This window comes from Streptomyces sp. KR80 (assembly GCF_052245555.1).
In the GTDB taxonomy this organism is placed as follows: Bacteria; Actinomycetota; Actinomycetes; order Streptomycetales; family Streptomycetaceae; genus Streptomyces.
Genome location: NZ_JBQQCD010000016.1, coordinates 64,954 through 89,557 on the forward strand (window position 1 = coordinate 64,954; position 24,604 = coordinate 89,557).

Consider the following 24,604-nt stretch of genomic DNA (forward strand, 5'->3'; position numbering starts at 1 on the left):
AGCAGCGCTGCACGACGTGTCGGACGAGCAGCGGGACGGCCGACGCCCGGCGGCACGAGAGGCAGGGCGGAGGCGCGCGAACGTCATGGGGCGATGCACCACCCGGACGCCGCTCATTGTGGCGGACCCACACATAGGGCACACGCTGAAAGCGACCCTACTGTTTCGGCCATGACGAGCGCATTTCCCCCTCCGCCCCCCGCGTCGGTACCCGCCACCCACGGCGTCGACCTGAGCGCCCGCACCGCCCTCGTGACCGGTGGTGGGAGCGGCATCGGCCGGGCGTGCGCCACCGCCCTGGCCCGGGCGGGCGCCGCCGTGCAGGTGGTCGACAGGGACCCCGAAGCGGCGAAGGCCGTCGCCGACGCGATCGGAGGCCAGGCCCACGTCGTGGACCTGGCCGACCCCGAGGCGATCGACACCCTGCCGGCCGAGGTCGACATCCTCGTCAACAACGCCGGACTCCAACACGTCGCGCCCCTCACCGAGTTCCCGCCCGAGCGGTTCGCCCTCATCCAGCAGGTGATGGTCACCGCCCCGTTCCTGCTGCTGCGCCGCACCCTGCCGCACATGTACGCCGCCGGCTGGGGCCGGGTGGTCAACATCTCCAGCGTCCACGGCCTGCGCGCCAGCGCCTTCAAGAGCGCATACGTCGCCGCCAAGCACGCCCTGGAGGGCCTGAGCAAGGTGACCGCCGTCGAGGGCGCCCGGCACGGCGTGACGAGCAACTGCGTCAACCCCGGCTACGTACGCACCCCCTTGGTCGAGAGCCAGCTCCGCGACCAGGCGGCCGCCCACGGCATCAGCACCGGCGATGTGCTTGCCGACGTGCTGCTGGCCCGCTCACCGGTCAAGCGCCTGCTCGAGGCCGAAGAGGTCGCCGCGGCCGCCCTGTGGCTGTGCGGCCCGCACACCAGCAGCGTCACCGGGGTGTCCCTGCCCCTGGACGGCGGCTGGGGAGCCAACTGAACCCCGCTCCTTCCGCAGCAGTCCACAACCGTCCCCGCGAGCGAGAATCTGGTGACCCCATGACCGACGCCCATCGCGCCGCCGCACCGGCCGGCGCCGCCCGCTCCCGCGGCATCGCCCGCATCGTCGGCGCGAGCCTGATCGGCACCACCATCGAGTGGTACGACTTCTTCCTCTACGGCTCGGCGGCCGCCCTGGTGTTCAACACCCTGTTCTTCCCCACCGGCGACCCCTTGGTGGGCACGCTGATCGCCTTCATCACCTATGCCATCGGGTTCGCGACCAGGCCGCTGGGCGGCGTGGTCTTCGGGCACTTCGGCGACCAGATCGGCCGCAAGAAGCTGCTGGTGGTCAGCCTCCTGATGATGGGCGGCGCGACCTTCGCCATGGGCCTGCTGCCCACCTACGACACCATCGGCATCGGCGCCCCGATCCTGCTGACCGTGCTGCGTCTCGTACAGGGCTTCGCCCTGGGCGGCGAGTGGGGCGGCGCGGTGCTGATCGTCTCCGAGCACGGCCGCGACCGGCACCGCGGCTTCTGGGCCTCATGGCCGCAGGCCGGAGCACCCGGCGGCAACCTCCTGGCCACCGGAGTGCTCGCGCTGCTCGCCGCCGTCCAGTCCGACGCGGCCTTCCTCGCCTGGGGCTGGCGTATCCCCTTCCTGCTCTCCGGCGTCCTGGTCGTCGTCGGGCTGTGGATCCGCGTCTCGGTCGCCGAGTCGCCGGTGTTCCTCGAAGCCCAGGCCAAGGCCGAGGCGGACGCCGCCCGCGGCATCAAGAACGAGGCCCCGGTCGTGGAGGTGTTCCGCAGGAGCTGGCGGGAGGTGCTCGGCGCCATCGGCACCCGGTTTGGCGAGAACGTCTCGTACTACGTCCTCACCTCCTTCCTCCTCGTGTACGTCACCACGCACCTGGAGCTGGCGAAGAGCACCGCCCTCAACGCCGTACTGATCGGCTCCGCCGTCCACTTCGTCACCATCCCGCTGTGGGGCGCCCTCTCCGACCAGCTCGGCCGCAGACCCGTCACACTGATCGGCTCGGCGGGCATGGCGCTGTGGGCGTTCGCGTTCTTCGCACTGGTCGACACGGGGTCCTTCACCGTGATCACCCTGGCGGTGACCGCGGGCCTGGTGCTGCACGGCGCCATGTACGGGCCGCAGGCCGCCTTCATCTCGGAGATGTTCGACACCAAGGTCCGCTACTCCGGCGCGTCGATGGGCTCCCAGCTCGCCTCCATCGTCGCCGGGGCGCTCGCCCCGATCATCGCCGTCGAACTGCTGAAGGACTACGACTCCGCGACGCCGGTCGCCCTGTACCTGTGCGCCGCCGCGGTGGTCACCACCGTGACCGTCGCCGTCCTCCGGGAGACCCGGGGACGCGACCTGACCCGCGAGGCGGCGCCGGAACGCGGTGCGCCGCGCGAACAGAGCACGACGGTCACCACCGCCGACCCGGCATAACCGGCCGGTGTCCGCCGCGGCCCACACGCTCGACGGACACCGGCTCTGAGTGCCCGCCCGCCGCACCGCCGCCACCGCACCCGGACAGGAGGACTGCCATCATGACCCTTGTGAACGACCGCACCGACGCTGCAACGGCGCACACCGTGACGGCGGCGCTTCGGCAGCTCCTCGACCTGCTCGCCGCTGGAGCCCCCGCCGAGCGGCTGGCCGGGCCGGCGAGTGATGTGCGGGAGTGGGGAGTTGGCCGCGCGGAACAGGCCGTCGTGGACGAGGCCACCGAGGTGGCCCAGGAGATCCGCCGAGCCCTCGACCAACACCGGCGGCGTGAAGCCGAACTGGCCGCCCTGTTCGACACCGCGGGTGATCTGGCCGCGCTGCGCAACCTCGACGCGGTCCTGCGCGCCATCGTGCACCGGGCCCGCACCCTGCTGGGCACCGACGTCGCCTATCTCACGCTGAACGACCCGGTGGCCAAGGACACCTATATGCGGGTGACCGACGGCTCCATCTCGGCCAAGTTTCAGCAGCTGCGCCTGGGCATGGGCGAGGGGCTCGGCGGCCTGGTCGCGCAGACGGCACGCCCCTACGCCAGCGCCGACTACCGCACCGACCACCGCTTCCGGCACACCCCGGCCATCGACGACGGCGTCGGCGAGGAGGGCCTGCGCGGCATCCTGGGCGTGCCGCTGCGGGTCGGTGAACGCGTCATCGGTGTGCTGTTCGCCGCGGACCGCACCTCCCGGGACTTCGCCCCCGACGCCATCGCCCTGCTCACCTCCCTCGCCGACCACGCGGCCGTCGCCATCGACAGCGCCCGGCTGCTGGAGGAGACGCGGTCCACGCTCGTCGAGCTCAACACAGCCAGCGAAACCGCCCGTGCCCACAGCGAGGCGCTGCGCCGCGCGGCCGATGCCCACGACCGGCTCACGGATCTGGTGCTGCGCGGCGGCGGCGTCGACGACGTCGCCCACGAGATCGCCACACTGCTCGGCAGCGGCCTAGCCATCCACGACGCGGACGGCAGCGAACTGGCCCGCGTCGGCACCGATCCCGTCGCGCCGTCACCGCAGGGCGTGGACACCTCCCGCACCGGGGGACGCGCGGTGCCCGTCGACGGCACCTGGGTGTGCGCCGTGCTGGCGGGCTCTGAACTGCTCGGCAGCATCGTGCTCGTCGGGCGGTCCGATCTCACCGCGGCCGACCGGCGGCTGTTCGAACGCGCCGCTATGGTCACCGCGCTGCTGCTGCTCCTGCGCCGGTCCGTCGCCGAGGCCGAGGACCGGGTGCGCGGAGAGCTCCTCGACGACCTGATCACCGCCGGGCAGCCGGGCAGCCACCGCGACACCGGCAGCCTGCCGATCCGGGCCCGCAAGCTCGGCGTCAACCTCACCCGCCCCCATGTGGTGCTCGTCCTGGACGCCCCTGCCGAGCTGCGCTCCCGGCTGGCCGGTGAGGCGGCCCGCCGTGCCCGCGCCCTGGGGGGCCTCGCCGGGACCCGCGACGGACACACCGTTCTGCTCGCCCCGGGCCACGAGCCGGGCCGGCTCGCCCAGGACCTGGCCGTGGAGCTCACCCGCAGCGTCGGCGTCCCCGTCACGGTCGGGGCAGCCGGGCCCGCCGACCGCCCAGACCTGCTGCCGCACACCCACAGCGAGGCCCGCCGCTGCCTCGACGCGCTGCACGCCCTCGGCCGCACCGGAGACGGCGCGAGCCTCACCGACCTCGGCTTTCTCGGCGTACTGCTGGGCGACCGCACGGACGTGGCGAGCTATGTGGAGCGCGTCCTCGGCCCCGTCCTCGACTACGACAGCAAACGGGGCACCGAACTGGTCCGCACCCTCGACGCCTACTACACGCACGGCGCCAGCCTCTCCCGGGCCAAGGACGCACTGCACGTGCACGTCAACACCGTGGTACAGCGCCTCGACCGGGTCGCCCAACTCCTCGGGCCCGACTGGAACAGCGCCGCCCGCGCCCTGGAGACCCAACTGGCCCTGCGGCTGCACCACCTCGCCCGGTACAGCGCACCACCGCGCTGACAGGGTCCGGCCCGCGCGCCGCGCCGCCGTCAGTCCCGGCCGTCTGTCTCCGGCGCCGTACCTCCGACACCTCGCGGCACAGCTGGCACAGCCCCGGACGGCTCCATTCGTCGCCCATACGGCGCCGGCCGGACTCCCACGCGCGCATCAGGCTCGCGTCCGCCGCACCCCGCTGATCGCGTTCAGGGCGTCGGCGGCCGCCTCCAGCGTCGTGTTCCGCGCCAGCCGGGCACGCCTGGGCGTCGAAGCGGATCCGCTCACCCAGCACCGACTTGGGCGGTGACTGGCATAGGGCCAGTCGTGCGGGCCGCCGGAGGAGTCCAGACCGAACCCTCCGCCAGGGCCTCGACCAGGGTCGAGGTGCCCGAACCCTTCTCCCCGACGAGCAACGTCACCGGCGCGGTGAAGCGCAGCCCGGGCGCCAGATCCCCACACGGCTGCGCGCCGTCGGACCGGGCTGGCATCCCCTTTTGGAACGATTGCACGCACAACTCAGCGTGGCCGTGCCCGGCTACCGGCTCACCGATGTGAAGGAGGAGTTCGGCGGCCTGCGCATCCATATCACCACCGCCGAGGAGGCCACCGAGGGCGACGCCCGCGTACGGGGCGGAGCTGTTGCGGCACGCGAGCAGCATCAGGTAGTGGTCCGCGAGTGCGGAGATGGCGTTGCCGAGGATGAAGGCCGCCAGCGCCCCCACCAGCACGGTACGGCGGCAGGCCGACCTGGTCAGTGAGGCGCTGGTGGGGGCGAGGAGCCGGCGGACGCACGACATGCGGATCGGCCACTCCAGCACACTGGAAGTGCAGGGAATGTGTCGGCGCGGTTCCGGCGATCGGCTCGGCATTCGCACGCATGCTGCCGGGCCGGAAACAGCGGCGGGTGCCGCCCGGAGCAGGGAGGTTACCGCGAGTGGCTGGCCCGAGGGGTCTGTGGCGGAACTGGGCCGGGAACATCACCGCGCGGCCCGTCCGTAGCGCCTCCCCGTCGTCCGTCGAGGAGGTAGCGCGGACCGTCACCGCCGCGGCGGAGGACGGCCTCACGGTGAAGCCGGTCGGCACCGGCCACTCCGTCACGGCGGCCGCCGCCACGGACGGGGTACTGATGCACCCGGAACGCCTCTCCGGCATTCAGGCGATCGACCGCGCCGCCGGAACCGTCACCGCCGCCATGGGCACGCCGCTCAGACAGCTCAATGTGGCGCTCGCCGCCGAGGCCCTGTCCCTGACCGCTATGGGCGACATCATGGAGCAGACCGTCGCAGGGGCCGTCAGCACGGGGACCCACGGCTCCGGACGCGACTCCGGGTCGATGGCCGCGCAGCTCACGGCACTCCAACTGGTCACCGCCGACGGCTCCCTGCTCACCTGTTCCCGGCACGAGAACGCGGACGTCTTCGCCGCTGCCCGGATCGGGCTCGGCGCCCTCGGTGTGATCACATCGGTCACCTTCGCCGTGGAACCCCTTTTCCTGCTCACGGCGCGGGAGGAGCCGATGTCCTTCGACCGGGTGACCGCGGAATTCGAGGAGCTCACCGCCTGCAACGAGCACTTCGAGTTCTACTGGTTCCCGCACACCGGAAACTGCACCACCAAACGGGACAACCGCAGCGCGGAGCCCATCGCACCCGTCGGCCGGATCAGCGGCTGGATCGAGGACGAGCTGCTCTCCAACGGCGTCTTCGGGCTGCTGTGCGCGGTCGGGAAGGCCGCGCCCGCCGCCATCCCCGGCATCGCCAGGCTCACCAGCCGTGCCCTGTCGGCCCGCACCTACACCGACATCCCCTACAAGGTCCTCACCAGCCCGCGCCGGGTCCGCTTTGTCGAGATGGAGTACGCCGTGCCCCGCGAGGCCGCGGTTCAGGCGCTGTGCGAGGTCAAGGCCATGATGGACGCCTCCGACCTGCGCATCAGTTTCCCGGTGCAGGTGCGGGTCGCTCCCGCCGACCGCATCCCGCTGTCCACGGCGAGCGGCCGCGACAGTGCCTACATCGCGGTGCACCTCTACCGCGGCACACCGCACGGGGCGTACTTCGACGCCGTCGAGCGGATCATGACCGCCTACGGTGGGCGGCCCCACTGGGGGAAGCTGCACAGCCGCGACGCCGCATACCTGGCCGGGGTGTATCCGCGCTTCGGCGAGTTCGTGGCGCTGCGCGACCGGCTCGACCCGGATCGCGTCTTCGGCAACGCGTATCTGCAGCGCGTCCTCGGCGACTGATCCCGAGCCCCCGGCTGCGGGCCGCGGGCGCCGGTCCGTACACGGGCGGGCTCACGGCGTAGCCCCGGCGCCGTGCGGACCGGGGTCATCCGGTGGAGCATGGTGACTGTCGGGAGCGCCGAGTGAGGTGCGTGTCCCAGTGAGGAACGCGAGCGGCTATCACTTCCCCTTCGCCGAGAGCACGTCAGCGGTCGTGGTTGATGGCACGTGCACGCTTCTGGCGTGGACGGCGGAAGCGGAGGCACTCCTGCGTCTCCCCGGTGACGAGGTCTGCGGCCGGCCCGTGAGGAACCTGCTGGCCGACCCCGATCGATGGCCGGAGGTGCTCGCACAGCAGACCGAGACCGCGTGGGAGGGCCGGGTAACGCTGCGGCAGGGCGGCGGACTGCAGGTGCCGGTGGCGTACCGCGTTCTGCCGCTCGACACGTTGAACGCTGAACAGCCACGCGAGGGCGAGGCGCGCTATCTCGTCGTCGGCGCCCCGTCTGCCCAGGTCTCGACGTGGCGGCAGGATCGCGCCTTCACCCGTGGGTTGTTCCTGCAGGAGCGCGTCGGACTGGCCGTCTTCGACGAGGACCTGCGGCTGGTACGGACCAACTCTCATCTCATGCCGTACACCGGTGTGCCGGCCGACCTGAGCGGCCGCCGTCTGGCGGAATTCCTGTACGCCGAGGACGCGCAGGGCATCGAGGAACAGCTCACAAGGGTGTTGCGGACCGGGAAGCCGGCGGTCGGCGAGGAGCATCGTGTGCGGACCCTCGTCGACCCCCGGGGCGGACGAGTCCTGGCGATCACGGCGTTCCGCTTGCAGGAGCCCGACAGGCACATCCTCGGAGTCACGGCCGTCTTCACGGACGTCACCGACCACCATCGGGCCCGTCGGCGCCTGGACCTGGTGCACCGTGCCACCGCAGCCCTCGGCGGCTCCCTGTCGGTCACCCGGACCAGCGAGGAGCTGGCGGGCGTGCTGGTGCCCGCCCTGGCGGACACGGCGGCCGTCGACATCGCCGAAGCCGTGTTCAGCGGCGAGGAGCCGCCCACCGGGGACCAGCGACAACCCGCCTTGCACCGAACCGCCGTGGCCGGAGCGGACGCGGCCCCGACGGCCGGAACACCACCCGCCGGGGCACCCCTGACCGCCATGAGCGCGCCGCTGCGGGCCAGAGGCATCCTGCTCGGCGCAGTCACGGTGTGGCGCAGCCCCGGCAGCGCGGAGTTCGACACGGACGACCGGACGGTCCTGGAGCAGGTCGCCTCCCGTGCGGCGCTCGCGGTGGACAACGCCCGCCACTACACCCGTGAGCACCGGGCGGCCGTGAGCCTGCAGCACAGCCTCCTGCCACCCGCAATGAGCGACAGCGTCGCCGTCCAGAGCAGCAGCGTCTATCTCCCGACGGGGACAGCGAGCGGGGTGGGCGGGGACTGGTTCGACGTCATACAGCTGTCCTCCGCGCGCGTCGCCCTGGTCGTCGGAGACGTCGTGGGGCACGGGCTGAGGGCCATTGCCATGATGGGGCGGCTGCGCATGGCCGTACGCACGCTCGCCGATCTCGATCTGGAACCGGAGGAGCTGCTCGTCCACCTCGACGACCTCGTCTCACATCTCGTGGTCGAGGCCGAGAGCAGTGACCCTGAGAGCGGGCAGGGTGAGCCGCACGGCGCGCTTGACGTGATCGGAGCGACGTGTCTCTACGCTCTCTACGATCCGGTGACCAGACGCTGCGCGATGGCCAGCGCCGGACACCCTCCTCCCGCGCTCGTCCATCCCGACGGCACCGTCGCCTACGCCGAGGTGAATCCCGGTCCGCCTCTGGGGGTGGGCGGCCTGCCGTTCGAGCCGGCCGAGGTGGAACTGGCCCAGGGCAGCGTCCTGGCGCTCTACACCGACGGCCTGATCAAGGGTGGCGCGGGCGATGTCGACGAGGGGATGCGGGAGTTGGAGGCACGTCTGCTCCGCGCGGACGTCCTCCACCGTCCCCTGCAGGATGCCGGCCGGGACGTCGTCGAAGGGCTGCCCCCGCGCCGTCTGCCGGACGACGTCACGCTGCTGCTGGCCCGTACTCGCGTCGTACCGCCCCGGGACACCGTGACATGGTCGCTGAACGCGGACCCTGCGGTCGTCTCCGAAGCCCGCGAGCTGGTCGCCCACCAGCTGGCCGTGTGGGGCCTCGAGCAACTGGCCTTCACGACCGTACTGGTGGTCAGCGAACTGCTCACCAACGCCATCCGCTACGGGGTCCGCGGCGGAGACGAGCGCGTCGACCTCCGGCTCGTCCGGGCGGGGGCGCTGACGTGCGAGGTGTCCGATCCGAGCAGCACTCAGCCACGGATGCGCCGAGCCGCCGTCACCGAGGAGGGCGGACGCGGCCTATACCTGGTCGCGCAGCTCACCAACCGGTGGGGCAGCCGCTACACCCGCCAGGGCAAGACCATCTGGGCGGAACAGCCCCTACCCGAGCCGCTACGGGGCTGAGGAGGCGGTTGGACCGCGCGGCGGTCCGCCGCCCTGACACGGGACGAGGTCGGCAACCTTTGTGAGGGTGGCCTTATGGGTGAAAGACCTGCACCAACCCGCTGTCGCAGCAGTGGGCTTGAAGCTGAGCGCAGTCTGATTACGGAAACGAGAGCCGTTCGATGGCCGTGTCCCGGCACGAGTGAGGGGAGTTCTCCTTCCGGACGAACGCGGGCGGACGCTACGTGATGAGCGGCGGCTGACGGCCGTACGGACGGCCGGCACGGGCAACGACACACAGCCGGACGGGCAGGAGGACACGCAGGAAGGGGGCGTGCCGCCGGACGGCACGCCCCCTTCCTTTCCAGGCTTCTCTTCCTGACACTCTGTTCCGCTTCGCCGCGGGGATGCCGCGTCCGTGTCGCTACGTCGCTACGGACGGAGCGCGCGGACGCTCTGCGTCGCACCCTCACGGCGGCGTCGGCGTCAGCCCTTGACGCGCTCCCGGATCCAGATGCCGGCCTCCTTGAGGACACTGGTGCCGGTCCACTCGTCGCCGCTACAGGTGCCGGGCTTGAACACCGCACCCGAGCGGTCGTCATCGGAGAAGTTCCAGTTGGTCCAGGAGATCTTCTTCTGGGCCATCAGGTCCAGATACTGCTGCGACCGGCTGAAGTTGTTGTTGCCCTCGCCCGCGGAGTTCTGGGTGCCGAATTCGGTCACGAACATCGGGAGCTTGTCGGCCGCCCGGGACAGGGCGTTGAGGTATTCGCTGCCGTGCGAGGCCGCGTAGAAGTGGAAGGTGTACATGATGTTATCGGCCTTGACCGGGTTGTTCACGACCTCCTTCTCGTCCGAGTCGTCGGAGACGCCGAGCGACGACCAGGCGCGGGTGCCGACCAGGACGACGCCGTCGGGGTCCTGGTCGCGGATCACCGGGATGATCTGCTCGGCGTAGGACTTGATCTTCGGCCAGCTCACACCGTTGGGCTCATTGGCGATCTCGTAGAAGACGTTGGGCTGGTTCTTGTACTTCTGCGCCATCTCGGTGAAGAACTTCTTGGCCCGCGTGGTGTTGTAGTTCGGGTCGCCCGGGGTCAGCTGGTGCCAGTCGATGACGGCGTACATGCCGCGCGCGATGGCCATGTCGACGAACTTCTGGGCGAGCTGGGTGAACTTCTGCGGGTTGCTCTCGTAGCCGCCCTCCTGGACGTACGTGGAGACGCGCAGGACGTCCCCGCCCCAGTCCTTGGCGAGGGCGTCGAGCGAACCGTCCGTGACGCACTGGGCGTACCACTGCGTGCCGTGCGTGCTCATGCCGCGCAGTTGCACGGCCTGGCCCTGCTGGTTACAGAGCTTCTTGCCGCAGACGCTGAGCTGGCCGTTCTGCGCGACGGCGGAGCCCGCGGGCGCCTTGGCCACGGCGGCCGACTCGGCCTGGGTCTGCTTCTCGGCCTTGGTGGTGGTTCCGGCACTGGCCTGGAACTGCGTCTGCAGCGCCAGGACGAGGCCGCAGATCAAGGCGGCGGCCAGCGCGATCCACAGCAGCCTTCTACGGGTGAGAGGAAGCTGATGCATGGAGTGTGCCTCCTTCTGAGTGGGGGCGGTGATGGTGGGGGGTGTAGCCGGGGTGGGTGAAGGGAGTTGACGCGAGGAAGAGAGAACAGGAAGAGAAGCCGGGGGGACGGGGGTAGGAGCCCTGAGCGGGGCGGGGTGGAGCAGTTGGCTCAGGTAAGCCGATTGCTCGCACGGTTCAGGCGGACCCGGCCCGCGGCGCGGGGTGGCGTCCCCGCGGGTGACGGTCCGCCAGGCCGGGTCACCGGTCCGTGGGATGGTGTCGCTCTCGGGACCGGATCAAGGGGCGACGTCGAGGGGTTTGCCTGCCACAGGGGCGCGGCGGCGGCCGAAGGGCTGCTGCTCGCCCGGGAGTCACCGCTCGGCTCCCCGTCCGACGCTCCAGGTGCCTTATCGGGGCGAGGGTGGTGGCCGCCGCGGCGGCGGTGACGACGATGGTCTTGTCGGGGCCGGTGCCTGCCGTGCTTACTCAGTGGTGCCGATCGCATCACGAGCTCCGTGCATGTGGGGGGACATGGCACCCCAGAGGCGGGATGGGGATGGCGTGAAAGTTAGGTTTGTTTCCAGTTCCAGTCAAGGGTTCGTCACCATGAACTGGAAACTTTCCTTACCGTGGATCCAGTCTTCCCCTGCATCGCCGCATTCCTCCGCTGTCGCTCACCGACTCCCGTCCGAAATGGAGGAGTTCGCGGCATGGGGGGTGTTGGCGCCAACGCCCGACGCACGGCGTCCCGCACCCTGGCCACCTGGTGAGAGCCCGCTTGGGACCCGGCGCCCGACCGCGTGCGGACGGGCATCGACGCCTACGCCACCTACCGGGTCGGCCCGGAGTGGACCTACATGGACGACCACAGCGAACTCTCCGCGCACGGCGACCGGTTGCTGGAGAAGGTGCGCGGCGACGTGAGTGCAACGAGGTCTTGCCGTTCCCGCGGGACCGGCTGCACTATGCGGGGTCAGAAACGAGAACGGTGACCACGTACATGACTGGAGGTCGCGTGCCCGCCTCGCACCGCCCGCCGCTCAGGCACTCGATCCCGGGCACCGCTCTCGCCACCGGTGCGGCCGGAAGCGCCACGGCGGCCGCGCCCGGAACGGCCCCCCGCCGCGCAGCCCTCCCCCGGCGCCTCACGGCGCACGGGGCACGGGCCACGGCTCCAATCACCGCGAACTCGACGCCGTGACATGCGCGTTGAGCGAGTACCGCGACAGTCTGTCGAACCAGCTCGACGCGCCCTATCGCGAGGACTCCGCCGCGATACCGCGCACCACCAGCATCCGGCTGCGCAACGGCGGCTACGCGCTGGGCTTATCGGGCCGCAACCAGCCCAAGCCGGAGGTCGGCAACTCTCATGAGCACCGTACGCACACCACACGCACTGCCCGCTTCCGCGGACTCCGCCTCGACGGACTCCGCCTCGACGGACTCCGCCTCCCCGGGCACCAGTCGGCGCGCGCTCCTAGCCGCCACCGGTGCGTCGGGCGCCGCCGCGCTGTTTCCCGTGAGCACCCCGCGCGCGTACGCCGCGCCCTCCGCGGGAGGCCGCACGCCGGGCCGGCGGCTGCCGTTCCTGCTCGACATGGTGCACGCCAATCCGGGCGAGCCGATGACCGAGTCGCGCTACAACGATCCGCGCACGCTCGCCGCGTACGACTACGGCGGGCAGGTCATCAACGAGTTCAGGCCGCCGCACACCGCGGTCACCTTCGACACCGTCGACGAACGGATCTTCCCGCCGGGCTCACCGGGGCGCGCCTGGGTGGAGGACAACGCGCGGCGTGTGGAGGCGCACATCAAACGCGCCCACGCGGCCGGGATCGACGCGTACTTCTTCACCGACATCATCGTGCTGCCCAAGCGGCTGGTGGAGCTGTACGGGAACGAGGTGCTGGACGACAAGGGGCGGATCAGCCTGCACCGGCCGCGCACGCTGGAGGTGCACCGGCTGATGCTGCGCGAGGTCTTCGCCCGCTTTCCCGGCATCGACGGCCTGGCCGTGCGCACCGGCGAGACGTACCTCCAGAACGTGCCCTACCACACCGGCAACAACCCGGTCACCGAAGGCGCGTCCAGTCACCACCTGCTCATCAACCTGCTCCGGGAGTAGGTCTGCGAGCGGGCCGGGAAGCGGCTGTTCTACCGCACGTGGAGTACGGGCAGCGACCGGTTCCGCGACGACCCGGAGTACTACCGCGCCGTGACCGACCGGATCGCGGCGCACGAGAAGCTGCTGTTCTCCATCAAGCACACCTCCACCGATTTCTGGCGCACCGTCGCGTTCAACCCGACCCTCGGCGTCGGCCGGCACCGGCAGATCGTCGAGGTGCAGTGCCAGCGCGAGTACGAGGGCAAGGGGGCCTGCCCGAACTACGTCATCGACGGGGTGGTGGGCGGCTTCGAGGAGTACGCCGGCCGGCCGGGGCCGCAGGGGCTCGCCGCGCTGGTGGAGAGCCCGCAGCTGGCCGGGGTGTGGACGTGGTCGCGGGGCGGCGGCTGGCGCGGCCCGTACATCGAGAACGAGCTGTGGTGCGACCTCAACATGTGGGTCATGGCCCGTTGGACACGCGACACCGGGCTCGGCGAGGAGGGCGCCTTCCGCGCGTACGCCCACCGTGTCGGTCTGCGCGGCGACGCGGTGCGGCGCTTCCGGCGGCTCGCGCTCCTCTCGGCGGCCGGGACGCTGCGCGGCCACTACAGCGCGCGCTTTCCGGTGCGGAAGCTGACGTGGACCCGGGACCAGTTCCTGGGGGGCTCCGACAAGGACCTGGTCGCGGACTACAAGGCCATCGTCGCGGCGGGCCGAGTCGAGGCGGCCCTCGCGGAGAAGGCCCAAGCCGCCCGCATCTGGGGGCAGATCACCGACCTGGCGGGCGAACTGCCGCTGCGCAATCCTGCGGACCGCGCATACCTCCAGGTCTCGGCCCGCTACGGGCAGTGCCTCTACTCCGTCATCCACCACGGGTGGCAGGTGATGCTGCGCGGCTTCGCGGGCGAGCAGAGCGAGGCGATGGCCGCGCATCTGCGCGCGTACGACGCCGCGTGGGGCGCGTGGCGGCGCCTCGCGGACCGTCACGCGTCCTGCGCGACGCTCTACCAGCCGCTGAGCTTCGGCAAGAAGAACGCGGACGGCGTCTACGAGGCCGACCCGGACCACGGCATCGGCCCCTCCGTGGACCGCTACCGGAAACTGCTGAGCCAGTGAGACGGCGTGAACTGCTGGGCGCGGCCGTCGGGCGGCGCCGGCGTACGGGATGACGCGGACCGGTCGGCGGCGGACACGGAGGGCGTTCCTGTCGGCGGCTGTCCCGACTCCCTGTCCGGCACCCAGAACGGTCCGGTCCCTGATGTCCTCTCCGAGGCCGACCCGGTCATCGGCACCCGCCCGGTGCCCCGCGGCGCAACGGTGCCCGGTGCGGCGCAGCCCTTCGGGCTGGTGACGGCCACCCGCACACCCGACGCGCCGACACCTCCGGGTGCAACGCCCACGAGCGCGTCGTGGCTTCGCGCACACCTCGGTGAGCGGCACGGGAGGCGCCGCGAAGTATGGGACCGCCCGGATCACGCCCATGGCTGGTGAGCCGCGGCTCACCGACCTGGCCAGCCACGAGAGCGCCGAGTCCGCCTCGCCCGGCAACTACGCAGTGCGGCTGGACCGCGACGGCATCGGCGTGGAGACGACAGCCCTGCCCGCAGCCCATTGCCGGAGTCCTCAACTCCGCGCGCTGGCGGGCCCTGGCCGACCGGGGCGCTCTGCCGCAGCGCCTGCTGTGGGCGTCGACCGGTGTCAGGGACGCGTCCGCGCCCGCCTCACTGGCGGCGGGGCCGACGTGGGAGCTGCGGGAGAAGAAGCCGAGGCAGGGTCCGCCGGGACCAACGAAGGCGGAGAAGGCCACACGGGCGGACCTGCGTGGATGCCCGATCAGCCTGAAGGAAGCGCTGCAGGCGGACGATCTGCGAGAGGCACGCGCAATGCGGCGTGCTGCGTGGCAGCGCTTGACGAAGCTCCCACCGCACATGACGTGGCACCAGCGCAGGGCGCTCGGCCAGCACAAGGTGCTGCTGCGGGCTGCCGAGCAGCAGGCCCGCCAACGTCGCTCCACTTAAGGGAACGTTATGCGCTCGCTGGTCACCTACCCGCGGGTGAGCAGTCCGTCCGAATTGGCCCATATGGCCTAGCTGAGGATCAATAAGTTATAAAACGTAGATAGTCTCCATAACTGCACGAATCTGGCAGGTTCCGGATTGCGTAACCCAGGAGAAGTGGAGACTTGATGCGTAAGCTTCAGAAAGCCGCCGTTGTGGGAGTCATGCTCGGCGCCGTCGGTTTCTTCGGGACCGGTACTGCTCTGGCGTACGACCATGACCACGGTTACGGCCACCACCACGGCCACGGCTATGGCCACCACTACGGTCACCACCACCACGGTCATGACCACGGTCACGGTCATGACCACCACGGCCTCATCAATATCTTCGGCTAGCACGGCCACGGCATCCGCCTGTAAATCATGACCCTCAGGGCGCGATCGCGAACCCCGCGCCCCACCCCATCGGGTGGGGCGTTGTGCTGTTCAGGTCCCGTCGATGCCTTCTGCCCGGAGTGCCGCCTGTCGCCGGGCTGCTCCGCGAGGCGGACGTTATGCGCTAGCTTGCGCCGAACGGCGCTCTACCGCTCCCTCGGATCCGCAACTCCCCGAAGGCCAGGCTGCCGCCGACCACGTTGAAGGCCCCCTCCCGGTCACCAATGCGCAGACGCCGGTCGTCCGCGTCCTGGACGCTCCATGCGGCCGCTTCACCCTCGACGTTGAGGACGCCGCCCCAGTCCTCGATGCCCCGCGCCGAGCTGGTGGCCCCGAACGCATGGAATCGGCCGCGGGGCGTTCGGCCTTGCAGGGTGGCATGGCACGGGTACGTAACTCCGTCCGCCAGGACGACCGCAGGTCCGTCGTAGTTGGCCACGGCTTCAGTCTGCCGCCCAGCCCGGCAAGCCGCGCGCTGAGTGGGGAGCCGGGCTGGCCAGATCTCGTCGATGCTCTGGGCCCCCCAGCGCCCCGCCTGTCGCCGGGCCCATGCGCCATCTTTTTGCCTGCTGGCCACGCGCGAGGGGCTGACAGTGATGTCGCTGATGCTCAAAATCTGCAGCAACTCGACGACAGCCCGCGCCTCGCCGAGTGTGAGGAGCGGCTGACGTACTTCCGTGTCTTCGATCAGCACCCGGAGGCGCGCCTCTACATCGCCCATGGGCGGGTCAACCGGGGGCGAGCGGGCCGTTACCCCACGCGGCGGTATCTGTCTGTGACAGGCACATTGGGCCCCAGCTCGGCAGGTTGGTTTGGCCCCACTTGATCGCCAATTTGCTTCGACCCCTGCCGGACCCTGAGGGCGACATGTCCTCGCCCGAGTGAATGGTGTGAGCCATCTGCACGATCCCGTCAGGGTGTGTCCGTCGTTCACGGTCATGTCGGAGGCCGTGCCGGAACGATGCTTGCGACGCAGGGCCGCGCGGGGGACGGAACATGAGCTATGACGAGATCCTGGCCCACGTTCGTAACCGTGGTGGCTATGCCGACCTGGAACACGCCGAGCAGGTATTCGCGGCAGCACGACGCGAAGGAGGAGCCGAGCCGAGTCGACCGTGAGACCCCGTCCTCGTCCACCGTGCCCGTCACGACCCCGACCTCGAGCGCTCTTCCACGAGCGCACTCCGGTCTGACAGCGTTGCGAATCATGTGTTTGAGGCAGGGAGAGCCGTGACCATACGCATCCTGTGCGCCGTGGACGACCCCGACACGGCAATGGCGCTTACCAACCTCGTTCCCGAGTTCCCCGACGTTGAACTTGGCCAGTTCGTTGCCGACTCCACGGCCCTGCTCATCGCCCTCGGCTCGTCGGCGGCCCAGAGCATTGAGGAGCTGCCAGAGGTAGTCCTGGTCGACGAGCGGATTGGTCCGCGCCCGGCGCTAGAGCTGATCAGGGAAGTGGCCCTGCGCTTCCCCACCGTCGGCGTGGTGCTGCTCTCCGCCGACCCGGGCCCGGCGCTGTACTCGGCCGCCCTGGACTCGGGGGCTCGGGCAGTGGTGGGACTGCCGTTGTTCTACGACGAGTTGGCCCCGCGCATTCAGGCTGCGGCGGAGTGGGCCTCAGGCGTGCGCAGGCACTTCGGTGCCGGCGATCTTTTCACTGGGCTCGACTGGCAAACAGTGACGGTCACCATGGCGCTAGCCCCATTCGTGCAAGCATTGGCGTCGAGCTTTGGCACCAAGTTCGCGGGAGCAATCGACAGCACAACTCGTTCTGCCATGCGGCGCTTTGTGAGGAGACAGGGGCAATCAGCTCAGACCGACGCGCAAACCGCAGACGAAGTCACACTCACGCTTGAGGGGCACGACGTCCGAGTCAAGCTCTCCGAAGACACACCGGCCGAAGCCCTGGGACAACTGCCAGCGGTCGACTTCGCCGTGCTTGAGGATTTCTCCGAAAGTTATCCCGTTGTGGCATGGTTCGGGGACGCATGGTGTGCCAGGGGTGTCAAGGGAGGGTCTCCACTTGTCTCGGCTTGGGACCCTTCGGCCGGTCGGTGGAGCCACCAAGCAGCGGCTGATGGGTGACAATTGAGGCAGAGTTCTTTTGCCGGCTCACCCGAGTGCTCTCGTCTTCATCGGATCGGGCACGGCGGTGCCGGTCTCGATGAGGACGCGGTCACCTCGGCCTGCACCTGCTCGTCGCCCTAGTCCGGATGCAGGATACGCACCTTGGTGTCGGTAGCCGCCGCCTCGGCCTTGGCAATGAGCGCGAGGGTCTGCGCGATGGTCTGCGGGTCCTCGCTCACGGCGTCGCCGAACTGGATATGCGGGCGCTCGTCGGCGGCCACGGTTGAGAATCCGAGGGTTCGGTCGAGCCTGACATGGCGTCCAGTGTGTCGGCGAGACCGGGGCTCCCAGTACCGTGCCTTCACATCCCTCGTGATCATGCTTCGCCGCTCACGGGCGACGATCTCGGTTGCCGTAACCGCGGTGGCGTCGCCGAGGCCGAAGGACTGCGCGCAATACCGGTGCCCTGTACGGCCTGCCGCACGATCGCCTCGGGCGTCTGCTGATGCTCGGCCACCCTGATAGCGAACTGCGACAGCGTGATAACAGTCCCTGTCTCAGTGGGCGGAATGTTGGGCGTCTGCGAAAATCTCCCGATTGACGTCGAAATTCGCCTCTGCCCTGGGCCGTTGGATCGCAGGGTATCCGTCGGGCACAAGCAGCCGGGCGCGGGCGAGCCGAATGTCGCGCATCCAACTCGACCACATCGTTCTAGGCGTCGACCAGGTCGTACGCCCCTGGTAGTCGCTGCGCCCGAGCGTGAGTCAAGTCCCCTGCCCCCGAAGGCGTCTGCGAGTCCGCGGGCGCATCCGCTGGTCGGCGATGATGACAATGAGGCCGTACAAGTGCCGGTCGGAACCGGTCTCCTTGGCGGTCCCGGTTCGAAGAAGCCCTGCCGGGTACCGTCGTCCCGCAAAGCGAAGGGCCTGACCTGCTGCGCAGGCCAGGCCCTGGATGGTCCGTCTGACCGCCGGATCCTCCTTGCGGGAGGTCGAGGACGGCCAGGGTGAGGCTTTGGCCAACATTCGCCCTGAGGTGAGCACCGTGAGCCAGGAGGGCCCTGCCGCCGAACGGTGACATGCACGGTCCGGCGACCGGAAGTTCAACTCTCAGGGTGACGCTGCGGGGGCCCGGAGCTCTCGTCAGGTGGTACCCGCAACCGGCGGCTGTGCGTTGGGCTGCTGGTTGGGGGCCGGCTGCTGGCCGTTGAGGTCGGCCTGAGGGTTGGGCTGCTGGTTGGGGGCCGGCTGCTGGCCGTTGGGGTCGGCCTGAGGGTTGGGCTGCTGGTTGGGGGCCGGCTGCTGGCCGTTGAGGTCGGCCTGTGTGTCGGTCGCTTGCCCCTGGGCGTTGGGCGGGTTGGCCTGGGCGTTGGGCTGTTGAGTGGTGGGCTGCTGGAAAGTGGGCTGCTGCTGGTTCGTGGGCGCCTGGGCGTTGGGCTGCTGGGCGTTGGGCTGCTGTGCGTTGGGGTCCGCCTGCATGTTGGGCTGCTGGGCGTTGGGGTTGGCTTGGGCGTCGCAGGCGTATGCCGCAGTGCTGGGTACGGCGACCGCGAGCGGGGCTGCGGTCAGGATCACAGCCGCCATTGAGCGAGCAAGGCGAGTCGACATGGAACCTCCTGTAGACGAGTCGACGGAGCAAACCACTCGGTATGGGTCGCTCAGCGCATGCAATAACGGGATCCGATGTCCGTTACATGCGCATTTGAGAGGCTATGATCGTATTGCGCTACGAGCATGCGACACGAGCGGCGGTTACTCCACTCAGTGGAAATTCCGGCCTCTTGAGGTCCGGGCCGGAATCAGGACGGAGAGACGGGCTCGTAGCTGCCAGCCGTTGACGTTGCGTCAGGCAATGGTCATCACTGACGAGCCGGCCGTCCCTGGCCGGAAGGTGAGCCGGATCAGGCGGTAGGTGTCGCCGGGTAAGGGACGTGATCACCGGTCGTTCGGCGTTCGGCATCAGGCGTGTCGCGATGATCGTCCAGGTCGCCGACGCTGATGAGCGGAGAGTAGCGGCAGTCCATGGGACAGATATTGCTCGATGGAACGCGGCGATGCGCGTGGTTCGGCGGCATGTTGGGCACGTACGCCGCGGTCAGGGCGTCCGGTAGTCCAGTCTCGATGGTGCGCCGGCCTCGCCGCAGAGTTGGGGAGAGCTATCGGTCCTGCCCAACAGTCTCGCCGCCTACTACACCGGGGACCGCATTCGACCGCCCAACCGACTGCAGCCGAAGGTGCTGGAGTGGATGTTCCGGACTGCGCCCGGCTGACCTGACGGTTAGCCCAACGGGACGGGAGGGTCGCTGGGCGATCCGCGATCGATCGACGCATACTGGCCGAATTCCGGGACGGGTTCCCTGAGGTCCTCCAAAGTCCTTCCTGGCTTCAGGCGGAGCTGCTCTTGGGGGAACGACTGGCCCGTCCGCTTGTCCCGAACCGTGTGGAGACCGCGGTCAGAGGGACCTGAGCGTCGGCGCTTACCCTTCGCGCCCTTGTCGATCAGCCCGCCGGGTCCGGGAGTGGTCTGGCGGCACACCCCAGGTCCACGCCTCGCAGTCGGCCGTCACCCTGATGCCCTCACGATCGCCCAGTCCACGAGGCGGGCGCGACACGAATGCCACGTCCCATCTGCCATGGTTGATCAAGAATTTGATGAATCTTCACGAATTCTAGATTTTTGACCGGATTCGTTGCGAGCTATTGACCCCGGTACCGCGGAGGCAATAGACCGTAGCTAGCTGCATCGCTCGCTGGGGGGAGGCGAGAACGATGGATGCATCTCAAGCTCGCCGACTCCACGAAGACCGGCTATTGGCGCTCGCCAATGTCACGGGAGTGGGCACAGGCAGGGACGAGAGAACCGGTACTGACGTCGTCGTCGTGTACGTCACCCGGAAGATCCCACTGGCCCAGCTCCGCCCCGAAGACGTGGTCCCGACCGAAGTGGAAGGCGTGCCTGTGCGGGTCGTCGCGATCGGCGACGTCATGGCGCAGGACGACACCCCCTGAATCGGTGCCTTATCACGAGAGGCAAGGTGGTTGGCTGTGAGCCAACCCGAGTTAATGCGCGGCCCTGTAGGGGGACGCGTGAGCGAGCCCGCACGACAGCAAGCACTCGAGCAACTCATGAACCCGGCGGCTCCGGTCGCCAACGTGGTCGGGTTCGGGCACGGCGTGAAGTGGACCGACCGGGAGCCGACCGGTCAGGAGGCCGTGCTGGTCTTCGTGACCCACAAGGTCCCGGAGCTGTCGCTGTCCAGCCATGACGTCATCCCGCGCACGATGCGCGACGGTACCCCGACGGACGTTGTTGCCGTCGGGCAGGTGGTCGCCCAGCGGCTGCTGGAGAGTGGCCCGAACGGCCAGCCCGGACAGCAGACCCGAGCACCCGAGGTCGCGCCCGCTGAACCGGCACCCCCGCTCGGATCGGAGCCACAAATCCTGCGGCGGCGCATGCGACCGTGCCCGTCCGGATTCTCCATCGGCAACGTGGCGGTCACCGCGGGCACGCTGGGCAGCGTCGTGTACGACTTCCTGCCGGGGGCGACGGTCGATCCGCCGGGGCCGGGCCTCGGTGTGCCGGCCCGCTTCTACGTCCTCAGCAACAACCACGTCCTGGCCGCGTCGAATGCCGCGCCCATCGGCAGCGCCATCCTCCAGCCGGGCACGTTCGACGGGGGGACCGCCGCTCAGGACCGGATCGCCAGGCTCACCCGGTTCATCACCATCCAGTTCGCTCCGCAGATCCCGTTGGATCGGCACAACAACGTGGTGGACGCGGCCGTCGGCGAGGTGGAGTTCTCCGACGCCACCAGGGAGACGTACTTCACCGGTGCGCCGCGCGCTTGGCGGCGCAAGGCCAACGTGGCGGTCGGAGACCTGGTGAAGAAGACCGGGCGAACCACGAACATCACCTTCGGCCGTGTCATCGGCGTCGACGCCACGATCGACGTGGGCTACGGCGGTCCGGGCACGGCACGGTTCCGCGACCAGATCCTCACGACCAACATCTCCGCAGGCGGCGACTCCGGTTCGCTGGTCACCTCGCTGGACGACGTCGCGGTCGGGCTGCTGTTCGCCGGCTCCTCGCAGGTCACCGTCGTCAACCACATCGAGACCGTGCGATCGCTGCTGCGTGTCGAGATCGCCGAGCTTCTGGCCTGAGCCGAGGGGATGAGATGGCAACAGTAGCCGACAAGAAGAAGGACAAGCCGGAGACCCGGCAGCGGTACCTCAACCCGCAGGGCACCGAGGTCAAGACCAGGGAGGAAGCCCTCGCCGCGCCCGAGGCCGTCACCGCAACGCTCGCTCTCGAACTGCACAACGGAACAGTGACCTTCGCGATGGAGGTCAAGTACGCCCCCAACACGTATCCCTTCGTCGTGACCGGTGGCACGATCAGGTCCGGCATCTGCGGCGCACCGTGGCAGATCACGGGAGGCTTCCTCGGCGACACCCTGCGCTTGGACGCCAAGCGACAGGGCACCGGGAACTGCGCGAACAAGATCACCGTGGTGGGCGAGTATCAGAACCCGCCGTCCTGGCGTGGCACCTACGGCTTCGACGGCGCTGCCTCGTCGTTCAAGCACACGACCATGTACCAGTGCTGAACTGAGAGGCAGGACAAGGCGGGCGGCGGAGATTCTTCGCCGCCCGTCGGCGTCGGCTACGCCGAATCATGTTGCACTCGCCCCGATCCCCCATCGGGTCCCTCCAGGTCAGTCAGCCGCTCAGCCCAGGGCACCCGCGCTTTGTGCGGGGCAGCCAAAATGAGCCCACTGCCCGAGCACCAAACCGAGGGCCCCTTCCCAGCGTTCACCGATACCGTCGCACGGGCATCATCAACGTCGTCGCCAGCGCATCGCCCGCCACCGAGGGGTCTCGCAGCAGCCGTATGTCCACACGACTCGGCCCCGCTGTCGCTGGCCGGGGAGGCTCGTCAGGGCTGCCAACAGACCGAGTGGGTAGCTGCGCCGTCAGAGCTCGTCGTCTGCTCCGTTCTCCAGTTGCCGCAGGCGGCGGGCCCGGCGCTCGGCTGCCATCGCCGCGGCGCGGCCGGCCAGCGTCGTCCCACCGTCCGCCATGTGCCGGGCGACTACCCGCTCACCAGCCGCGCGCACGACGGCGAAGGCATCGCTGTCGTAGTCGGCCAGCAGCTCCTCGCGCTGCTCGGCGCCAAGGCCCGCAGTAGCCGGTGCTGCTTCGAGGAGGGATGCCGCATGGTGCCGCAGGCCCTGGAGCACCTCCGCCAGCTCCACCTGGGCGATCCCGGCGCCGACCAGACCCGTCGCCACGGCGCGGTCGTGCACGGCAGCGGCCACCAGGACCACGACGTGCGCCTGGCACTCGCGTACCGCCCTGGCTTGGCCCTCCTCGGTGTCGGTGGCGAGGTGCCACAGCACCAGCTCGTCGGCCGCGGACAACGCGTACTCCCAGTCCATCGTCGGGACCGGCTCAGTAGGGCGATCTCCCATGCCCCGCACGCTACCGCTGAGCGGACTGCGGTCGGGGGATGCCCCTACTCGTCAGCACTCATCGATACCGTCGCGCGGGAAGCGACGGTGCTACACCGTGCTGCCGTCGGCGATATGAATCTCCCGCAGCCGGATCCGGTGCTCCTCCGTGGCGCTGTAGATAGGCAAGGGCACCAGCGCGAACTGGATCATGCCGGACCAGGCGGCCTTCACGACCACACCTCACTGCCACCGCCGCGCCATTCAATCAGCGCGGGGTCCTCGATGTCCGGGTCCTCCAGGCCCGCACGGCGCAAGAACTCGATCACATCGGCCAGACGACGTGCGCGGCCGACGTCCTGGCCACGGATCTCCACGCGCCGGCCACCGCTCAACGGCGGATACACCACCACGGGCGGGTGTCCATCCATGAGACCAGCGTGCAGTGCCGCTGGATATGCCGCATCCGGGCCAATCGGGCACATCGGCGAGCCAAGCCAACGGCTGCCCGATCTCGCGGGCCAGCGTAAGGCCCCCTGATCATGTACGACCCCAGACCAGGCAGGCCCACCGGCCAAACCCGCACAGCCGCCCTCGCGAGATTGCCGGAACGCGGCATTGAAGCGGTCGGGCCTCGATGGGAATCTCTTGGATGACTGGGGACGGGAGGGCTCATGACGAACGATCCCCGACCGTTTTGGCTGATCAGGGGCCGTTTGCCTTGATACGGATTGATGTGCTCGGTGCGGCAGGCAACCCGCGCGGGCGCCGGCGGCGACCTGAAGGTGAAATCCCGTCCACCACCAAGGGAGTTCACCATGCGCACATACCTTGCGCGTCTGGTCACCGTCCTGGCCGCCTTGGTCGCGTTGGTCGTCGCGCCCGGGACGACGGCGTCCCCGGCGCAGGCCGCCGACGAGTGGAACCCGCCCGCCAACCTGGTGCAGCCGCTGGGCGAGGTGTGGAACCACGTCGAGTCGACCTACCCGGACCTCTACGGTTTCCGCAACTACGGCTGGGACCAGGTCATGGCCACCAAGGGAAGAATCAACTACTGCGTCCGCTGGGAGTCCGACGCCCCGGTCAGCGCCCTCCTGCGTGACCGGATCCACGCCGCGCTGAAGAAGCAGTTCGGGAAGTGGATGGCGGCCATGGTGGAGAACGGCCAGGGCCACAATTCCTGGCCCCACACCACGGTGCCGGTCAACATCGTCGGCTGGGCGGTGAAGGACCGCTCGACATTGCAGTGGACCGACAACTCCGTCGACATCTACGCCGGAATCCTCGATGGCGGTGGCGCCCCGCAGTGCTCACCGGACTGCGCCCGCTTCTTCCACCAGGACGGCGACTATTCGCGCTGCCCGGGCGGTGTGGCCCACCACTACGACCAGTCACTGTGGCTGACCAAGGGATTCCAGGGCGGTGCCGGCGGTGACTGGGGGCAACGTGTTGGACAGGAATACTTCACCGGCGCGCTGGATCAGGAGAACATCCACATCTACCTGCACGAAGTCGGCCACACCTTCGGGCTGGACGACTTCTACGACTGGACGCCGACCGGCCAGTGCTGCTTCCTCATGAAAGCGGGCACCGCCACGCAGATCACGGAGTTCGACAAGTGGATGCTCCGCGACTTCTGGCGCCATTTGAAGAGCCGCTACGGCTACTGACGCCCCCCAACTGGTGCCCATGCTCAGCGCGAAGCGGCTCGAATCCCTCAGCCTCGCCGACGCCCGCCGCCCTCCGCGTCCTCCGCCTGGTCACCGCCGTCCTCGCCGAGCAGACCGATGAGTGGACCGAACAACGCCTCTACTCGGCCCCGACATCCTCGCCAGCTGCACCGGC

General features: G+C 69.5%; 19 protein-coding genes and 3 pseudogenes. 13 read left to right on the forward strand and 9 right to left on the reverse strand.

Translation table 11 applies throughout. The features are described from left to right. Positions 1-171: 171 nt before the first annotated feature. From ACTWQI_RS21680 to ACTWQI_RS21690, 3 genes are all read left to right on the forward strand, one after another. Complete coding sequence (locus tag ACTWQI_RS21680; RefSeq protein WP_443272863.1) at positions 172-969, forward strand: 3-hydroxybutyrate dehydrogenase; 798 nt, start codon at positions 172-174, stop codon at positions 967-969. Positions 970-1,028: 59 nt separating this feature from the next. Further along, entirely contained in the window at positions 1,029-2,429 is a 1,401-nt protein-coding gene (locus tag ACTWQI_RS21685; RefSeq protein ID WP_443272866.1) for an MFS transporter, read from the forward strand. Between the two features lie 101 nt (positions 2,430-2,530). Further along, positions 2,531-4,471 carry a helix-turn-helix domain-containing protein gene (locus ACTWQI_RS21690; protein ID WP_443272867.1) on the forward strand — a complete coding sequence of 647 codons (1,941 nt, stop codon included), beginning with the start codon at positions 2,531-2,533 and terminating at the stop codon, positions 4,469-4,471. Positions 4,472-4,709: 238 nt separating this feature from the next. On the opposite strand, the pseudogene ACTWQI_RS21695 reads toward ACTWQI_RS21690, so the two are convergent. Beyond that, positions 4,710-4,935: pseudogene (locus tag ACTWQI_RS21695) on the reverse strand (hypothetical protein); the annotation flags it as partial. A 389-nt stretch (positions 4,936-5,324) separates the two neighbouring features. On the opposite strand from ACTWQI_RS21695, the gene ACTWQI_RS21700 reads away from it, so the two are divergent. Beyond that, positions 5,325-6,689 (forward strand): D-arabinono-1,4-lactone oxidase, encoded by a 1,365-nt coding sequence (locus ACTWQI_RS21700; RefSeq protein ID WP_443272869.1) that lies wholly within the window; start codon positions 5,325-5,327, stop codon positions 6,687-6,689. Between the two features lie 139 nt (positions 6,690-6,828). Next, on the forward strand, positions 6,829-9,162 hold the full coding sequence (locus tag ACTWQI_RS21705; RefSeq protein ID WP_443272871.1) for a SpoIIE family protein phosphatase: 2,334 nt from the start codon (positions 6,829-6,831) through the stop codon (positions 9,160-9,162). Between the two features lie 465 nt (positions 9,163-9,627). Here ACTWQI_RS21705 and ACTWQI_RS21710 read toward each other — a convergent pair whose 3' ends face one another. After that, complete coding sequence (locus ACTWQI_RS21710; RefSeq protein ID WP_443272873.1) at positions 9,628-10,719, reverse strand: glycoside hydrolase family 5 protein; 1,092 nt, start codon at positions 10,717-10,719, stop codon at positions 9,628-9,630. A gap of 1,349 nt (positions 10,720-12,068) precedes the next feature. Here ACTWQI_RS21710 and ACTWQI_RS21715 point away from each other — a divergent pair. The 3 genes and pseudogenes from ACTWQI_RS21715 to ACTWQI_RS21725 all read left to right on the forward strand — a co-directional run. After that, positions 12,069-12,824, forward strand: coding sequence for a hypothetical protein (locus tag ACTWQI_RS21715; protein WP_443272875.1), 756 nt, complete (start codon positions 12,069-12,071; stop codon positions 12,822-12,824). 90 nt (positions 12,825-12,914) lie between these two features. Then, entirely contained in the window at positions 12,915-13,919 is a 1,005-nt protein-coding gene (locus ACTWQI_RS21720; RefSeq protein ID WP_443272876.1) for a hypothetical protein, read from the forward strand. A 271-nt stretch (positions 13,920-14,190) separates the two neighbouring features. Then, positions 14,191-14,388, forward strand: a pseudogene (locus tag ACTWQI_RS21725) (hypothetical protein); the annotation flags it as partial. Between the two features lie 501 nt (positions 14,389-14,889). Here ACTWQI_RS21725 and ACTWQI_RS21730 read toward each other — a convergent pair. Both ACTWQI_RS21730 and ACTWQI_RS21735 read right to left on the reverse strand, forming a co-directional pair. Then, positions 14,890-15,207, reverse strand: a complete 318-nt coding sequence (locus ACTWQI_RS21730; RefSeq protein ID WP_443272878.1) for a hypothetical protein — start codon at positions 15,205-15,207, stop codon at positions 14,890-14,892. A 154-nt stretch (positions 15,208-15,361) separates the two neighbouring features. Further along, entirely contained in the window at positions 15,362-15,931 is a 570-nt protein-coding gene (locus ACTWQI_RS21735) for a hypothetical protein (RefSeq protein WP_443272879.1), read from the reverse strand. Positions 15,932-16,467: 536 nt separating this feature from the next. On the opposite strand from ACTWQI_RS21735, the pseudogene ACTWQI_RS21740 reads away from it, so the two are divergent. Next, positions 16,468-16,935: pseudogene (locus ACTWQI_RS21740) on the forward strand (response regulator); the annotation flags it as partial. Between the two features lie 509 nt (positions 16,936-17,444). Here the strand turns inward: ACTWQI_RS21740 and ACTWQI_RS21745 are convergent. Then, positions 17,445-17,588, reverse strand: a complete 144-nt coding sequence (locus tag ACTWQI_RS21745) for a hypothetical protein (protein WP_443272881.1) — start codon at positions 17,586-17,588, stop codon at positions 17,445-17,447. Between the two features lie 861 nt (positions 17,589-18,449). Then, entirely contained in the window at positions 18,450-18,890 is a 441-nt protein-coding gene (locus ACTWQI_RS21750) for a hypothetical protein (protein WP_443272883.1), read from the reverse strand. 1,185 nt (positions 18,891-20,075) lie between these two features. On the opposite strand from ACTWQI_RS21750, the gene ACTWQI_RS21755 reads away from it, so the two are divergent. From ACTWQI_RS21755 to ACTWQI_RS21765, 3 genes are read left to right on the forward strand one after another with little or no spacing between them, the layout of a single operon-like run. Then, positions 20,076-20,315, forward strand: a complete 240-nt coding sequence (locus tag ACTWQI_RS21755) for a hypothetical protein (protein WP_443272885.1) — start codon at positions 20,076-20,078, stop codon at positions 20,313-20,315. Positions 20,316-20,369: 54 nt separating this feature from the next. Continuing rightward, positions 20,370-21,470: a hypothetical protein gene (locus ACTWQI_RS21760; RefSeq protein WP_443273019.1), complete on the forward strand. Its 1,101-nt coding sequence runs from the start codon at positions 20,370-20,372 to the stop codon at positions 21,468-21,470. A 14-nt stretch (positions 21,471-21,484) separates the two neighbouring features. After that, a complete protein-coding gene (locus ACTWQI_RS21765) occupies positions 21,485-21,916 on the forward strand; it encodes a hypothetical protein (protein ID WP_443272886.1) in 432 nt (143 codons plus the stop codon). A 366-nt stretch (positions 21,917-22,282) separates the two neighbouring features. Here the strand turns inward: ACTWQI_RS21765 and ACTWQI_RS21770 are convergent, their stop codons facing one another. The 3 genes from ACTWQI_RS21770 to ACTWQI_RS21780 all read right to left on the reverse strand — a co-directional run bounded on the left by ACTWQI_RS21770 (position 22,283) and on the right by ACTWQI_RS21780 (position 23,190). After that, positions 22,283-22,780: a hypothetical protein gene (locus tag ACTWQI_RS21770; RefSeq protein WP_443272888.1), complete on the reverse strand. Its 498-nt coding sequence runs from the start codon at positions 22,778-22,780 to the stop codon at positions 22,283-22,285. A gap of 90 nt (positions 22,781-22,870) precedes the next feature. Continuing rightward, positions 22,871-22,993: a hypothetical protein gene (locus tag ACTWQI_RS21775; RefSeq protein WP_443272890.1), complete on the reverse strand. Its 123-nt coding sequence runs from the start codon at positions 22,991-22,993 to the stop codon at positions 22,871-22,873. Then, on the reverse strand, positions 22,990-23,190 hold the full coding sequence (locus tag ACTWQI_RS21780) for a hypothetical protein (protein ID WP_443272892.1): 201 nt from the start codon (positions 23,188-23,190) through the stop codon (positions 22,990-22,992). Before ACTWQI_RS21780 ends, ACTWQI_RS21775 begins: the two co-directional genes overlap by 4 nt. A 387-nt stretch (positions 23,191-23,577) precedes the next feature. Here ACTWQI_RS21780 and ACTWQI_RS21785 point away from each other — a divergent pair, with 387 nt between their 5' ends. Then, complete coding sequence (locus ACTWQI_RS21785; protein ID WP_443272894.1) at positions 23,578-24,429, forward strand: hypothetical protein; 852 nt, start codon at positions 23,578-23,580, stop codon at positions 24,427-24,429. The last annotated feature ends 175 nt before the right edge of the window (positions 24,430-24,604 follow it).